The organism is Enterobacter cloacae complex sp. IR5459, from assembly GCF_049238005.1.
Classification (GTDB): Bacteria; Pseudomonadota; Gammaproteobacteria; order Enterobacterales; family Enterobacteriaceae; genus Enterobacter; species Enterobacter hormaechei_C.
The window spans coordinates 190,579-205,599 of the sequence record NZ_JBMKIG010000004.1; the positions used below are offsets into that span (position 1 = coordinate 190,579).

Here is a 15,021-nt window from a genome sequence, read left to right on the forward strand (position 1 = left end):
ATGCCCGGCGCGGGTTATTTGTCAGCATTCATATTTAAAATCATACTGTTATTTACGTTGCCTTCCTGCCAAACGGTGCCAGGCTTAAAAGAACCCATGATAAAAGGAGGTCATGATGGCTTCGATTTATACGCTGACACTCTCCCCTTCCCTCGACTCCGCGACCATAACGCCGCAAATCTACCCGGAAGGTAAGCTGCGCTGTAGCGCGCCGGTGTTTGAGCCGGGCGGCGGCGGCATTAACGTGGCGCGCGCTATTACCCATCTCGGCGGAAAAGCCACCGCCATCTTCCCCGCTGGCGGCGCCACGGGAGAACATCTGGTGGCGTTGCTGGCAGATGAACAGGTTGCCGTAGACACCGTCGACGCTAAAGACTGGACCCGGCAGAACCTGCATGTCCATGTTGAATCCAGCGGCGAGCAATATCGTTTTGTGATGCCGGGGGCGAAATTGACCGATGATGAGTTTCGTCAACTGGAAGAGAAAGTGCTGACCATTGAAAGCGGCTCATTACTGGTGATCAGCGGTAGCCTGCCGCCGGGCGTCAAAACAGAGAAACTGACGGCGCTGGTTCAGGCGGCGCTCCAGCGCGGCATCCGCTGCATTGTCGATAGCTCGGGCGAAGCCCTGAAGGCGGCGTTAGAACCCGGACAACTTGAACTCGTTAAACCTAACCAGAAAGAGCTCAGTGCCCTGGTTAATCGAGAACTCAGCCAGCCTGATGACGTTCGTACTGCCGCAGAAGAGCTGGTACGTACGGGCAAAGCACATCGCGTTGTTGTTTCTCTCGGTCCTCAGGGGGCGCTGGCCGTCGATAAGACGGGCTTTGTGCAGGTTGTGCCACCGCCGATGAAAAGCCAGAGCACCGTGGGTGCCGGTGACAGTATGGTTGGCGCGATGGTGCTGAAGCTGGCGCAGGGGGCTTCGCTTCTGGAGATGGCTCGCTATGGCGTCGCGGCAGGGAGTGCAGCCACCATCAATCAGGGAACGCGTCTGTGTTCGCTTGCGGATACCCAGAAAATTGTCGATTACCTCGAGAGAAGCTGAACCTAATTCCCCTTCCCATGGAGGGGGAAGTCGCTAAACAGAGCTTATCGACTATGCTAAGAAAACTTTCAGGATAACAACGAGGTGAATTATGAGCAGTGGTGATATCACCCGCTACGTCGTAACCGTGAATATTCATGAGGCGTCGCTGACCGAACTGAATGAACTCAACAACGCGTTCACGCGCGCCAATTTTCTGCTTACGCTGACGGACGATGAGGGCAATATTCACGATCTCGGCTCACTGGCATTTGGCCTGATAAGCCCGCTGAGTCAGGAAGAGGTGAAGGCGCTGGCCAGTAGCCTGGTGGAAAGCGTGACTGACAAAGCCACGGAAATTGATGTGGATAGCTGGGAAAACTGGCATAAAAAAGAACAATAAGTGCCCTGTATAAAATTAAACCGCTCAGTTGTGCGTTAGTTCCTGTTTTTTTATAGCCGTTTTGCGCTAACTTTATGATCTGGCAGACAACATGGGAGAGACATCATGTGGCAGGCTATCAGTCATCTTTTAAGTGAGCAGCTGGGTGAAGGTGAAATTGAACTGCGTAACGAACTGCCAGGCGGAGAGATCCATGCCGCATGGCATTTACGTTACGCCGGGCGCGATCTTTTCGTTAAATGTGATGAGCGCGAATTGCTCCCCATTTTTACTGCCGAAGCCGATCAGCTTGAGCTGTTATCGCGCAGTAAAACAGTCACCGTTCCGCAGGTTTTAGCCGTCGGCAGCGATCGTGACTATAGCTTTCTGGTGATGAACTATCTTCCCGCGCGTCCTCTGGATGCGCATAACGCCTTTATTCTCGGGCAACAGATCGCCCGTTTGCACCAGTGGAGCGATCAACCTCAGTTTGGGCTCGATTTCGATAACGACCTCTCCACCACCCCACAGCCAAACGCATGGCAGCGCCGCTGGTCGACTTTTTTCGCCGAACAGCGCATCGGCTGGCAGCTGGAGCTGGCCGCTGAAAAGGGATTAGCGTTCGGCAACATCGACGCGATTGTTGAACATATTCAGCAGCGTCTGGCTTCGCATCAGCCTCAGGCTTCCCTTCTGCACGGTGATTTATGGTCAAACAACTGCGCGCTTGGGCCTGATGGTCCCTATATATATGACCCGGCCTGCTACTGGGGCGACAGAGAGTGTGACCTCGCGATGCTGCCGTTGCACCCTGAACAGCCGCCGCAAATTTATGATGGCTATCAGTCTGTCTCGCCGTTACCTGCGGGTTTCCTTGATCGTCAGCCGGTTTATCAGCTGTACACCTTGCTAAACCGGGCTATTTTGTTTGGCGGGAGTCATCTGGTAAATGCCCAGCGGGCGCTGGACCGTATTCTGGCGGCATAGCGGGAGGGGGCGGCATCACGCCCCTTCCCTTAGGATTTACAGGAAGCCAAGCAGCGTAAAGAAGAAATACCCGGCCACAATGATGATGACCGGCAGGATGTAGAGCGGGAAAAACTGCACAAAAATGGTATGACGCGGAACGACAATGCGCGATTCGATCTGCTCGCGGCTCATCCCGTCAGGGCCTTTCGCCTTCTCAAGTATCAGCTGATCTTCCACCCCTTCGCGTAAAAAGCGGGTCTGGCGACTCATGCGCGCGCCGGAGGCCTGCAACGCCATCGCGATAAATATCAACGCATAGATTATCCAGAAACCGACATTCAGCTGGTGGTGAAAATCCGGCGTGGGCGAGTTGAACCAGAAGACGTTCAGGAACGGGGTGTTAAACCGCATCATCTCAATCATGACGTGGGCAAAATCAAGCATAACGGCATTGATGCCCGGCTGTTTTTCGCTGTGATCGTACATAAATTTGAGTACGGAGATCAGCGTTGAAATCAGGGCGGGAATAAAAATAACCCAACCAGCAACACGTTTTAAGACCGCGATGCGTCCAGCTTGTTGATACGTCATTAGTTCCTCTTCATAAAGACGCGTTATTTGTGCCTAAGTCTACCTGCTGTCGGTCAATTTCGCCCGCTCTTTGCATGCAATATGCTAAATTGCTTGTGCTTAGCACCGTTCGTCTTACCCCAAGATAAGGAGATGTTGTAATGTCGACACCGCGCAAGATACTTGCCGCTATTTTTGACATGGATGGATTGCTGATTGATTCCGAACCCCTGTGGGATCGGGCTGAACTGGACGTGATGGCCAGCCTCGGCGTCGATATCAGTCGTCGTAACGAGCTTCCCGATACCCTGGGGCTGCGCATCGATATGGTGGTTGACCTTTGGTATGCCCACCAGCCATGGGTTGGCCCGGATCGCGACGAAGTTACGGCGCGCATTATCAACCGCGCCATCTCCCTCGTAGAAGAGTATAAGCCTCTGTTACCGGGCGTACGCGACGCTATCGCCCTGTGCAAGGCGCAAGGGCTGAAAGTGGGGCTGGCCTCCGCCTCACCGCTGCATATGCTGGAAAAAGTGCTGACGATGTTCGGGCTGCGCGACAGCTTCGACGCGCTGGCCTCGGCCGAAAAGCTTCCGTACAGCAAGCCACATCCGCAGGTGTATATGGACTGCGCCGCGAAACTGGGGCTGGATCCGCTTACCTGTGTGGCGCTGGAAGATTCGGTTAACGGCATGGTGGCGTCCAAAGCCGCACGTATGCGCTCCATCGTTGTGCCGGCTGAAGAAGGCCGACACGATCCCCGTTTTGCCCTGGCGGATGTCAGGCTGACGTCTCTTGAAGAATTGACTGCCCGCCATCTGCGTGGGGAGTAACGCTCTTTCAGGCAGCTTCGGCTGCCTGCCCCGCAAAATCAAAACAACGTTTTACTTTATTTGCTTTTCTCATTCCAGACTCCTATTCTTACGTGCAGAATGACAATAACCTGACTTCTGAGGCGCGTATGATACTGGATGCTTTTACTCTGGCAGGAAAAGTGGCGATGGTGACCGGGTGCGATACCGGTCTGGGGCAAGGCATGGCCATTGCCCTCGCCGAAGCAGGATGCGATATCGTGGGGGTTAACCGCAAGGTTCCTGACGAAACGGCAGCGCGCGTTACGGCGCTGGGACGACGCTTTATCGCGATTCGCGCCGATCTTGGCAAGCAGGAGAGTATTCAGAGCGTGGTGGATACCGCAGTCGCTGAGATGGGCCGCATCGATATTCTGGTTAACAATGCCGGCACCATCCGCCGTGCCGATGCGCTGGAATTTAGCGAGAAGGACTGGGACGAGGTCATCGATCTCAATCTGAAATCAGTCTTTTTCCTCTCTCAGGCAGTGGCGAAACAGTTTATCGCGCAGGGTCAGGGCGGCAAGATCATTAACATTGCTTCCATGCTCTCCTTCCAGGGCGGCATCCGGGTGCCCTCCTATACGGCGTCCAAAAGCGGCGTGCTGGGCCTCACCCGCCTGCTGGCGAACGAATGGGCAACGCTGGGCATTAATGTGAATGCTATTGCGCCGGGTTATATGGTGACAAATAACACCCGGCAACTTCGGGATGATGAGCAGCGCAGCCAGGCGATCCTCGACCGGATTCCGGCGGGCCGCTGGGGTCTCCCGGAGGATTTACAGGGTCCGGTGGTGTTTCTGGCTTCAAGAGCATCTGATTACGTTAACGGTCATACTCTCGCCGTAGACGGTGGCTGGCTGGCGCGCTAACCGCCGGTTTGTGACAAAGAGTTACACCGTCACCTCTTTCACACACTGTATAAAAACCCTATACTGTATGGATTGACAGTTTACCGGGTTTTATCATGACGGCGGAAGGCCACCTGCTTTTTTCACTTGCCTGTGCAGTGTTTGCTAAAAACGCTGAACTGACCCCTGTGCTGGCACAGGGGGACTGGTGGCATATTGTCCCTTCCGCCGTACTTACCTGCCTGCTGCCGGACATAGATCATCCAAAGTCATTTCTTGGCCAGCGGCTAAAGTGGATTTCAAAGCCCATCGCCAGAGCCTTTGGTCATCGCGGGTTTACCCACAGCCTGCTGGCCGTATTTGGCCTGCTTACACTCTTCTATTTAAAGGTTCCGGAGAGCTGGATCGTCCCGGCGGATGCCATTCAGGGCATGGTGCTTGGCTACTTAAGCCATATCCTCGCCGATATGCTGACGCCAGCGGGCGTACCGCTGCTCTGGCCCTGCCGCTGGCGTTTCCGCCTGCCAATCCTCGTGCCGCAAAAAGGCAACCAGCTGGAGCGCGTTCTGTGCATGGCGCTGTTTGCGTATGCCGTCTGGATGCCGCAGACATTGCCCGAAAATGGTGCAGTGCGCTGGTCATCGCAGATGATCAACTCGCTGCAATTTCAGTTCAATCGTTTTATTAATCACCAGATTGAACATTAAACCGACAATATAATCACTTTTGTCATAAACCATTCCATATGGATATAAGCGTGACATCACACTTCTGATAACCTTGCGCCAACAGGTTCGGTAAAAACCGACCGTATAATAAATCAGGAGAACGGGGATGAATTTTCCACTCATCGCGAACATTGTTGTGTTCGTCGTATTGCTATTGCTTCTCGCCCAGGCTCGCCACAAACAGTGGAGCCTGGCGAAAAAGGTACTGGTCGGTCTGGTCATGGGCGTGGTGTTTGGCCTGGCCTTACACGCTATTTACGGTTCCGACAGCCCGGTACTGAAAGACTCCATTCAGTGGTTCAACATTGTCGGTAACGGCTATGTACAGCTGCTGCAAATGATCGTTATGCCGCTGGTATTCGCCTCTATTCTGAGCGCCGTAGCCCGCCTGCACAATGCCTCTCAACTGGGTAAAATCAGCTTCCTGACCATTGGTACCCTGCTCTTCACCACGCTGATTGCGGCGCTGGTGGGTGTGCTGGTAACCAATCTGTTTGGCCTGACTGCTGAAGGTCTGGTGCAGGGTAGCGCTGAAACCGCGCGTCTGACGGCGATTGAGACCAACTACGTGGGTAAAGTGGCCGATCTGACCGTTCCGCAGATGGTGCTCTCCTTCATTCCGAAGAACCCGTTTGCTGACCTGACCGGCGCAAGCCCAACCTCCATAATCAGCGTGGTGATCTTCGCGGCATTCCTGGGCGTGGCTGCGCTGAAGCTGCTGAAGGACGATGCGCCGAAAGGCGAGCGCGTTCTGACGGCCATCGATACCCTGCAAAGCTGGGTGATGAAGCTGGTGCGTCTGGTCATGCAGCTGACGCCGTACGGTGTCCTGGCGCTGATGACCAAAGTCGTTGCAGGTTCTAACCTGCAAGACATCATTAAGCTTGGCAGCTTTGTGATTGCCTCGTACCTCGGTCTGGGCATCATGTTTGTTGTGCACGGCATTCTGCTGGCGGTGAACGGCGTTGGCCCGCTGAAATACTTCCGTAAAGTCTGGCCGGTGCTGACCTTCGCCTTTACCAGCCGTTCCAGCGCGGCATCTATCCCGCTGAACGTCGAAGCACAGACCCGTCGTCTGGGCGTACCGGAGTCTATCGCCAGCTTCTCGGCCTCCTTTGGCGCCACCATCGGGCAGAACGGCTGTGCGGGTCTCTACCCGGCGATGCTGGCCGTGATGGTTGCCCCAACCGTGGGGATTAATCCGCTGGATCCGGTCTGGATTGCGACGCTGGTCGGTATCGTGACCATTAGCTCCGCCGGTGTTGCGGGCGTGGGCGGCGGCGCGACCTTCGCTGCGCTGATCGTTCTGCCTGCGCTTGGACTGCCGGTGACGCTGGTTGCCCTGCTGATCTCTGTTGAACCGCTGATCGACATGGGTCGTACCGCCCTGAACGTGAGTGGCTCAATGACCGCCGGTACCCTGACCAGCCAGTGGCTGAAGCAGACCGACAAAACAATTCTCGACAGTGAAGATGATGCCGAACTGGCCCATCGTTAATCACTGCCGAAATAAAAAAACCGCCTGAGGGCGGTTTTTTTATGGCTGTTATTCTTCAACCTCTTCATCCTGGCGGGTCTGCATAGCCCATCGCTGCGCCGATTCTGGTACCGTAAACGCAGGGGAGCGACGGAAGTGCTCGCCAATCAGCACGAAGGCAACGTATTTACCCCGTAACATCCAGACATCGCGAAAACCATCCACTTTCAGGGCATGGTCAGGCGGCGCGGGTTCAACGCGGGGCACATAGCTAATAACCTGGCGGTTTTGTTGACGAAGAGGTTTCATAAGCGACGGGTTCACTAAAGCAAATTCTTAAAGCAGGAAATTTCTATCATAGCCGATTCTCCCCCCACCCGTCGCGCCTGACATGTGGCAGATGGCTCCTTTCGCTAATCACTTCCTCTGAAAACGCTTAGTTCGCCTGCTAATTCATCACATTGTTCTATCCTTAATAGGGTTTTCAGGAACGAACAAAGGAGAATCGTGCAATGTCGAACAATGATAAACCCCATCAATCCCCTATTCATGGCACCGAAGAATCTCAACCGGGAATGGACTCACTCGCCCCTGCGGATGGCTCTCATAAACCGTCGCCGGGCCTCTCCGCGCCGGGCGAGCAACCTACTGCACCGGGAAGCATGAAGTCACCCGATGCGGACAACGAAAAGTTAAAATCTCTCGACCCGCACCGCAAAGGGGGTGAAGGCTATGCGCTGACCACCAATCAGGGCGTGCGCATCGCCGATGATCAGAACTCCTTGCGCGCCGGAACACGCGGCCCGACGCTGCTGGAAGATTTCATCCTGCGGGAAAAAATCACCCATTTCGACCATGAGCGTATTCCTGAACGTATCGTTCACGCTCGCGGCTCTGCGGCGCACGGCTATTTCCAGCCGTACAAGAGCCTGAAGGAGATCACGAAGGCGGATTTCCTTTCCGATCCGAACAAAATTACACCGGTATTTGTGCGCTTCTCTACCGTACAGGGCGGCGCGGGTTCGGCCGACACGGTGCGTGATATTCGCGGCTTCGCCACCAAATTCTATACCGAAGAGGGCATTTTCGACCTCGTCGGGAATAACACCCCGGTTTTCTTCATTCAGGATGCGCATAAATTCCCTGACTTTGTCCATGCGGTAAAACCAGAGCCACACTGGGCCATACCGCAGGGACAAAGTGCGCATGACACCTTCTGGGACTACGTCTCCCTGCAACCGGAAACCCTTCACAACGTGATGTGGGCGATGTCTGACCGGGGGATCCCACGCAGCTATCGCACCATGGAAGGCTTTGGTATTCATACCTTCCGTCTGATTAACGCTGAAGGTAAAGCGACGTTTGTGCGTTTCCACTGGAAACCGGTCGCGGGGAAAGCGTCCCTGGTGTGGGATGAAGCACAGAAGCTGACCGGGCGCGATCCGGACTTCCACCGTCGCGAACTGTGGGAATCCATTGAAGCCGGTGATTTCCCGGAATACGAGCTGGGGTTACAGCTGATCCCGGAAGAGGACGAGTTCAAATTCGACTTCGACCTGCTCGACCCGACCAAGCTTATTCCCGAAGAGCTGGTGCCGGTTCAGCTGGTGGGCAAAATGGTGCTTAATCGCAACCCGGATAACTTCTTCGCGGAGAATGAGCAGGCTGCGTTCCACCCGGGCCATATTGTGCCGGGGCTGGATTTCACCAACGATCCGCTGCTCCAGGGCCGTCTGTTCTCTTATACCGATACGCAGATCAGCCGTCTCGGCGGACCGAACTTCCACGAAATTCCTATCAACCGTCCGACCTGCCCGTACCATAACTTCCAGCGTGACGGGATGCATCGCCAGGATATCGATACCAACCCGGCGAACTACGAGCCAAACTCCATTAACGATAACTGGCCGCGTGAAACCCCGCCGGGGCCAAAACGTGGCGGATTCGAGTCGTATCAGGAGCGCGTGGACGGAACAAAAATTCGCGAGCGCAGCCCGTCATTCGGCGAATATTACGCTCAGCCTCGCCTGTTCTGGAACAGCCAGACCCCGATTGAACAGCAGCACATTATCGGCGGTTTCAGCTTTGAGCTGAGCAAAGTGGTGCGTACCTACATTCGCGAGCGCGTGGTCGACCATCTGGCGCATATTGATATCCAGCTTGCTCAGGGCGTGGCGAATAATCTCGGCATCACGCTCACCGATGAGCAATGCCATGCCGCACCGCCAAACGACGTGAACGGGCTGAAGAAGGATCCGTCCCTGAGCCTGTACGCGGTACCTGGCGGGTCAATTAAAGGCCGCGTAGTGGCTATTCTGCTGAACGATAAACCGCGCGCCAGCGACGTACTGGGGATCATGCGGGCGCTCAAAACCCAGGGCGTACATGCCAAACTGCTTTACTCTCGCATGGGTGAAGTGACGGCCGATGATGGCTCCGTCCTGCCGATTGCCGCGACCTTCGCCGGAGCACCGTCGCTGACGGTTGATGCGGTGATTATGCCGTGCGGCGACGTTGAGAGCCTGCTCGGTAACGGTGATGCCGCCTATTATCTGCTGGAAGCCTATAAGCACCTGAAGCCAATCGCTCTGGCAGGCGATGCGCGGAAGTTTAAAACTCTGCTGAAGGTACCGGATCAAGGGGAAGAAGGCATTGTCGAAGGTGATAACGTCGATGATGCGTTTATGACCCGATTGTTTGACCTGCTCGCCGCGCACCGCGTGTGGTCGCGCAGCAGTAAGATTGACCAGATACCGGCGTAAAAAACCTGAAGCCCTCACCCCGGCCCTCTCCCCTGGGAGAGGGAGAAAACAATAAAAACGGTAACCAAAAGGTTACCGTTTTGCTTTTACCTCGCCACCGGGCTTTGCCTCAAAGATCCCTGAACGTCCCCAGACGATACCCACGCTCGGCAATCGCATACTTTAACGACGCCGATGTCAGCACATCCAGTTCTGCCAGACGCGGCCAGCAGTAGGCGCTCTTACGTACTATCTCATCGACAAACGCCGGGTGCGCCATTACCTCAAGCGAGCGCTCCCCTTTTGCGGCGGAGTCATCCAGCACCTTCAGGAACAGCGCTTCATCGATCTCGTCGCCATAAAATGCGCTGCTGAACCCCTCCGTTGACGTCACCGCGACGTCCGGCAACCCGCGCACCTCACGATCCACGCGCATCGCCACGCCTTTACGTTGCGCAAACTCTGCCACAAGCGGGAAAATCGCCGGGATCATATGCACATGATGATGGCTGTCAATATGGGTAGGTTCGCGGCCAAACACATCCACAAAGCGGTTAAACTGGCACTCCAGCTCGCGGGCAATCTCATCGAGCGGCAGAGCGTCCTGCTCCGCCATTTCCCAAATCCATTTCCCCAGTTTTCCCTCGCGCGTCAGACCCGGCATCGGTGAAAGGGGCAACCCAAGCGTCAGCACAAAATGCATGCCCACGCCCAGCTCGGGCAGCTCACGGCTTAACTGCGCCGCATGTTCCACCGCCTCACCGTTGATGAGCGCTGTTGTAGAGGTCACGACGCCCCGGCGACAGGCTTCAATAATGCCGTAGTTCTGCCCTTTTGACAGGCCAAAATCATCGGCATTGACGATCAGCAGGTTTTCCATCGCGCCTCCTCTTAACGGTGTGTGAGTTTCAGTTTCTCAACCGTTGCAGCAAAGTTTGGCAGCCATTTTTCATGCGCCAGGATCATCTCACTCGCGAGTTTTTCAGCGTCACGGTCAGAATGCACCAGCGGGCTGAGATTCAGCGCCAGCAGCACGTCATTCAGTTCGCCGCTCAGGGCAGCATTGCTCGCCGCCACTTCAAAGCCTTTGATGGTGTGAATCAGCCCCATCACCTTATCGTCGAAGTGGGTAATGCGGGGATGCGGTTTTGCACCCTCGCGTCCAAGGATGCAGGTCATCTCAACGGCCCAGTCTGCCGGGATATTGTCGATGTGCCCGTGATGGGGAACGTTCACATAGTGCTCGGCCTGCTTGTCATTGTAAATGGCGTTAATCACTTCACACGCCGCATCCGAATAGTATGCCCCGCCGCGCTGCTCCAGCTCTTTCGGTTTGACGTTCAGGTTCGGATCTTTATACAAATCAAACAGCTGCTTCTCTACTTTCTGCACAACCTGAGCGCGTGCGCCACCTTTGTAGTATTCGCCCATTTCAATGGCCAGCATCTCTTTCTGCTTGAAGTAGTAAAGCAGATACGAGCACGGCAGCAGATTCAGGGAGCGGATCAGCCCTTCGCTGAACGGCAGATCGAAGATGTTTTTCACCGAGGCCGCAGTCAGGCGACCAGAGGCGACGCCGTCGAGCAGTTCCGCAAAGCGCGATTGCCCGTTCACAATCACATCTTTGATAAAGACCATGTGATTCAGGCCGAACAGGTCAATGGACAGATCATCGTGCTCGGTCAGTTCCAGTACATCGCGGATGAACATCTTCATGCCAATCGGAATATTGCAGACGCCGATAAAGCGTTTGAAACCGGTATGGCGATAGACTGCCTCGGTGACCATCCCGGCCGGGTTGGTAAAGTTAATCACCCAGGCGTTCGGGCAGATCTCCTCCACGTCTTTAATGATGTCAAAAATGACTGGAATAGTACGCAGGCCTTTAAACAGGCCACCTGCCCCGTTGGTTTCCTGGCCCAGATAACCGTGGCTCAGCGGAATGCGCTCGTCCAGCTCACGCGCCTTCAGCTGGCCGACGCGCAGCTGCGTGGTCACGAAGTCAGCATCTTTCAGTGCCAGGCGACGATCCAGCGTTTTATGCACGGTTAAGGGCACGCCCGCTTTTTCAACCATGCGTTTGCACAGTTCAAAAATAATATTCAGCTTCTCCTGACCTTCTTCAACATCCACCAGCCATAATTCGCTGACCGGTAATTCATGATACCGTTTCAGGAAACCTTCAAGTAATTCCGGGGTATAGCTGCTGCCGCCACCAATGGTTACGACTTTTAATTTCTGTTGCATAATATCTCCCTTAGCGTATCAGGTTAATCGCCTGCAAGGTATAGCGTGCTCTTCCCGCTATTTGGGCAAGCCATTACGTCACTATTCCTGGCGGATAAACCGCCGAAAGTTAATTAATTACCGTTAAATTTTTGCGGTAACTGTTCGGTGTAAATGAAGTCAATTTTTTAAAGGTTTTAATAAACAGACTGGGACTGCTGTAACCCGATTCGTAAGCGATATCGGTGACAGAGTAATTAGTAATTTCCAGCTGTTTTTTGGCAAAGTTAATGCGGATTTCATTAATAATTTGCACAGGCGTTTTACGGTAATAACGCTGCGTGGCGCGCGTCAAATATTCCTGCGATTTACCCGACAGCGCCACCATATTCTCCAAGGCGTTATCGCTGAACTGTCCTTTGTCGTGCATCAGCTCCACGGTACTACGCAGCCACTGAGGAATATCATCCACCACCTGCTGTTCTTCACGGTGATGGCGGAGGCGATTCATGACGTAGAACGTCACGGTTTCAATAAATTCATCAAATTCATTGTCGCGGAAATTCAGCGAGGCGATAACCGTTTCAATCCAGGTCATAAACTCATTTTTAACGCGATACACCTGTGACGCCACAAAGCAGAACGGCACCAGCGGCAGATAGTGCTTGTCGAAGAAACGCCTGCTCACGCCTACGTTCAGAATGCGCGTCGCACCAAACTCATAAAAGCTCTGGTGATAAGATCCCATCGGCAGGAAGACGAAATCGCCACGCTCAAGCAGGACGCGCTTACCGTTGATCTCCTGATAGTAGCGGCCGGTCAGAACAATCGTGAACTCGTAGTAGTCATGCTGGTGCAGACCGCTGGCGCTCTCCGTTTTGTTGTAAATCACCACGTGAAAATTCTTGCCATTAAACAGCTGCTGCTCATGTGCGGTTTTGATTTCCATCGTGCTGACCTCCTGCTACTTCATCCTGACTTATTGCATCTTCTCGTGAAGCTCGATGAGCTCCGCTACCAGCTCGCGCGCCAGCATGGAGGTCATCAGATGATCCTGCGCATGTACCAGCACCAGACTCACTTTCATCTTCCCTTCGCCCTGGTCGCTTTCGATAAGCTTCGTCTGCACCAGATGCGCTTCGTTTAACGCCGTACGGGACTGCTCCATCATGGTTTTCGCGGCAACGAAGTCGCCCTGCTTAGCCTGCTTAAGCGCCGCATACGCCAGGCTGCGTGCCTGCCCGGAGTTGATGATGAGGCCCATCACCACCTCTTCCAGATCGTTCTCTGCGGTTTCTTCGGCAACGATACTCTCTAAATCTAACATTTTTTAAGCTCCTTTCCGCTGGCGCGGGTTGCCCCGCGCCGTGCAATTTTAGAATTTCAGTGCGAGGGCGATATCCTCTTCGCTCTCTTCTTCATCGATAACCGTTGCGGCCTTGTTCGCAATCGCCACGAACGGCATGTAGAGCAGGGTTGCAATCCCGAGGTTGAATATCGCCAGCAGGAAGGCGGCCACGCTACCATTGGTGTTGAAGAACGCGCCCAGACCAGCCGGCATCGTCCACGGCGCAATGTTGGTCACCGGCGGGATAATGCCCAGGTAGTACGCCGTCAGCGTAATCGCGGCCAGCAGCGGCTGAACCAGGATGAAGGGAATGAACATCACCGGGTTCATGATAATTGGCAGACCAAACAGGATCGGCTCGTTAATCTGGAAGATGCCTGACGGCAGGGCCAGCTTCGCAACCTGACGATGGTCAGCGCGGCGAGAGACAATAAAGACCGCGATGATCAGACCCAACGTCGCCCCGGTACCGCCCAGGAAGATATAGGAGTCAAGCATCGGCTTCGCCCACACATGGAAGGTTTTACCGGCCGCCAGCGCCGCATCGACGGAGCCGTACTGCTGGTAAAGCGCGACGTTTTCCAGTGCCCATGGGGTCATAATACCGCTGTCCAGCGCCGCCAGTGCCAGTGAACCATGCACGCCGAAGAACCACAGCAGGGAGGTAAAGATGACATACGCCCAACCGACCACGCTACCCATCGACGCCAGCGGCGTTGAGATAGAGTCCATAATGATCTGGTGGAAGTTAGTTCCCCAGTGAGAGAGCGCCCAGGCAATAATCCCCATGATGGAGAGAATAATGAAGCCCGGAATCAACGCGGAAAATGAACGAGAAACAGAGGCCGGAACGCTATCCGGCAAGCGGATAACCCAGTTACGGCGAATAATGAAGGTGAACATTTCGGCCACCACCAGCCCGATAACAATACCGGAAATGATGTTTGCCCCACCCAGCCAGTTGGCGCCAACGGCATAAGCGTCGCCCACGCTGTACGGTGTGACGGTCATGAACGCGGCAATGGACAGTAAGCCTGCCGCCAGCGGATCCACTTTACGCTCTTCCGCCAGCGCCATTCCAATAAAGAAAGGCGCCATTAGCGACATAATACCCAACGTACCGTTGTATACGTTGCCGCCAATGGCTTTTAAACCATTAAGGGTTTCAATAGTTGAAGCATCTAACCTAATTCCTAATGAATAAAAAAAGGAACCTTCTCCAAAGCTCAGAAAAACGTTGTTAATTAAAACGAACATTGCCCCGGCTAATGTCAACGGCATTAATTTAATAAAGCCGTTCTTAATGGCATTAACGTGAGGCTGCTTTCCTATTTTAACAGCAAAAGGAAGGAGTACCTTTTCAAGTGAAGCGATGACTTTACTCATAGGAAAATACCCTTAAAGGCCGCAACGACCGTTACGGCGTATTGTGTGTGAAATAACTCTTTGACGGGAAAAATAAAAAATTAATTAGCAGCTTTTTTAATCGCCGCAACGGCAGCTTTTAATACACCTAAACCATCAATCTTGCCGTATAAAACGGAATCGATCACTTCGACCGGCTTATTGGGTAGCAGACGTTGAATTTCTGGCAGCATATAAGCGATTTGCGGCCCGAGTAAAATAACGTCTGCTGTCTGGCCCTTCTCGCCCGCCAGCGTTTCCGGAAACGCCTCAATCACCACAGGGACTTCATATTTTTCGGCCTGCGCGCGCATTTTAGAAACCAGCAGCGAAGTGGACATGCCCGCAGAGCAAAACAGATAGATATGTTTCTTTTCCATGATAACTTCCCTCTTGTTTGGCTACCCGCCGTCTCGCTATCACTCGACTCGCTATCCTGGCTGACGG

General features: G+C 54.1%; 16 protein-coding genes. 8 read left to right on the forward strand and 8 right to left on the reverse strand.

The window, feature by feature from the left end:
* Window positions 1–115: 115 nt before the first annotated feature.
* From pfkB to ACOTX4_RS10360, 3 genes are all read left to right on the forward strand, one after another.
* Window positions 116–1,048 (forward strand): 6-phosphofructokinase II, encoded by a 933-nt coding sequence (pfkB, locus tag ACOTX4_RS10350; protein WP_063937804.1) that lies wholly within the window; start codon window positions 116–118, stop codon window positions 1,046–1,048.
* A 91-nt stretch (window positions 1,049–1,139) separates the two neighbouring features.
* Window positions 1,140–1,430 carry a type V toxin-antitoxin system endoribonuclease antitoxin GhoS gene (ghoS, locus tag ACOTX4_RS10355; RefSeq protein WP_003857822.1) on the forward strand — a complete coding sequence of 97 codons (291 nt, stop codon included), beginning with the start codon at window positions 1,140–1,142 and terminating at the stop codon, window positions 1,428–1,430.
* Between the two features lie 105 nt (window positions 1,431–1,535).
* Complete coding sequence (locus ACOTX4_RS10360; protein WP_022650899.1) at window positions 1,536–2,396, forward strand: fructosamine kinase family protein; 861 nt, start codon at window positions 1,536–1,538, stop codon at window positions 2,394–2,396.
* A gap of 36 nt (window positions 2,397–2,432) precedes the next feature.
* Here the strand turns inward: ACOTX4_RS10360 and ACOTX4_RS10365 are convergent, their stop codons facing one another.
* Window positions 2,433–2,969: a YniB family protein gene (locus tag ACOTX4_RS10365; RefSeq protein WP_003857823.1), complete on the reverse strand. Its 537-nt coding sequence runs from the start codon at window positions 2,967–2,969 to the stop codon at window positions 2,433–2,435.
* Window positions 2,970–3,109: 140 nt separating this feature from the next.
* On the opposite strand from ACOTX4_RS10365, the gene hxpB reads away from it, so the two are divergent.
* The 4 genes from hxpB (at window position 3,110) to tcyP (ending at window position 6,876) form a co-directional block, all read left to right on the forward strand.
* Window positions 3,110–3,781: a hexitol phosphatase HxpB gene (gene hxpB / locus ACOTX4_RS10370; RefSeq protein ID WP_032658162.1), complete on the forward strand. Its 672-nt coding sequence runs from the start codon at window positions 3,110–3,112 to the stop codon at window positions 3,779–3,781.
* Window positions 3,782–3,909: 128 nt separating this feature from the next.
* Complete coding sequence (gene kduD, locus ACOTX4_RS10375; RefSeq protein WP_032658160.1) at window positions 3,910–4,671, forward strand: 2-dehydro-3-deoxy-D-gluconate 5-dehydrogenase KduD; 762 nt, start codon at window positions 3,910–3,912, stop codon at window positions 4,669–4,671.
* Window positions 4,672–4,766: 95 nt separating this feature from the next.
* Window positions 4,767–5,357 carry a metal-dependent hydrolase gene (locus ACOTX4_RS10380; RefSeq protein ID WP_015570742.1) on the forward strand — a complete coding sequence of 197 codons (591 nt, stop codon included), beginning with the start codon at window positions 4,767–4,769 and terminating at the stop codon, window positions 5,355–5,357.
* A gap of 127 nt (window positions 5,358–5,484) precedes the next feature.
* Window positions 5,485–6,876 carry a cystine/sulfocysteine:cation symporter gene (tcyP, locus tag ACOTX4_RS10385; protein WP_022647826.1) on the forward strand — a complete coding sequence of 464 codons (1,392 nt, stop codon included), beginning with the start codon at window positions 5,485–5,487 and terminating at the stop codon, window positions 6,874–6,876.
* Between the two features lie 48 nt (window positions 6,877–6,924).
* On the opposite strand, the gene cedA is transcribed toward tcyP, so the two are convergent.
* A complete protein-coding gene (gene cedA, locus ACOTX4_RS10390; RefSeq protein ID WP_071785203.1) occupies window positions 6,925–7,179 on the reverse strand; it encodes a cell division activator CedA in 255 nt (84 codons plus the stop codon).
* Between the two features lie 188 nt (window positions 7,180–7,367).
* Here cedA and katE point away from each other — a divergent pair, with 188 nt between their 5' ends.
* On the forward strand, window positions 7,368–9,617 hold the full coding sequence (gene katE / locus ACOTX4_RS10395; RefSeq protein WP_045330576.1) for a catalase HPII: 2,250 nt from the start codon (window positions 7,368–7,370) through the stop codon (window positions 9,615–9,617).
* Between the two features lie 109 nt (window positions 9,618–9,726).
* Here katE and chbG read toward each other — a convergent pair whose 3' ends face one another.
* The 6 genes from chbG to chbB all read right to left on the reverse strand — a co-directional run bounded on the left by chbG (window position 9,727) and on the right by chbB (window position 14,954).
* Complete coding sequence (gene chbG / locus ACOTX4_RS10400; RefSeq protein WP_022650895.1) at window positions 9,727–10,476, reverse strand: chitin disaccharide deacetylase; 750 nt, start codon at window positions 10,474–10,476, stop codon at window positions 9,727–9,729.
* A gap of 11 nt (window positions 10,477–10,487) precedes the next feature.
* Window positions 10,488–11,843: a 6-phospho-beta-glucosidase gene (locus ACOTX4_RS10405; protein WP_022650894.1), complete on the reverse strand. Its 1,356-nt coding sequence runs from the start codon at window positions 11,841–11,843 to the stop codon at window positions 10,488–10,490.
* A gap of 109 nt (window positions 11,844–11,952) precedes the next feature.
* A complete protein-coding gene (gene chbR, locus ACOTX4_RS10410; protein ID WP_045330574.1) occupies window positions 11,953–12,771 on the reverse strand; it encodes a transcriptional regulator ChbR in 819 nt (272 codons plus the stop codon).
* A 30-nt stretch (window positions 12,772–12,801) separates the two neighbouring features.
* Window positions 12,802–13,149, reverse strand: coding sequence for a PTS N,N'-diacetylchitobiose transporter subunit IIA (gene chbA / locus ACOTX4_RS10415; protein WP_003857835.1), 348 nt, complete (start codon window positions 13,147–13,149; stop codon window positions 12,802–12,804).
* 48 nt (window positions 13,150–13,197) lie between these two features.
* On the reverse strand, window positions 13,198–14,556 hold the full coding sequence (chbC, locus tag ACOTX4_RS10420) for a PTS N,N'-diacetylchitobiose transporter subunit IIC (RefSeq protein ID WP_045330573.1): 1,359 nt from the start codon (window positions 14,554–14,556) through the stop codon (window positions 13,198–13,200).
* Between the two features lie 80 nt (window positions 14,557–14,636).
* The gene (chbB, locus tag ACOTX4_RS10425; protein WP_015570750.1) at window positions 14,637–14,954 is read right to left on the reverse strand and encodes a PTS N,N'-diacetylchitobiose transporter subunit IIB; all 318 of its coding nucleotides are present in this window, start codon (window positions 14,952–14,954) and stop codon (window positions 14,637–14,639) included.
* Window positions 14,955–15,021 lie beyond the last annotated feature (67 nt).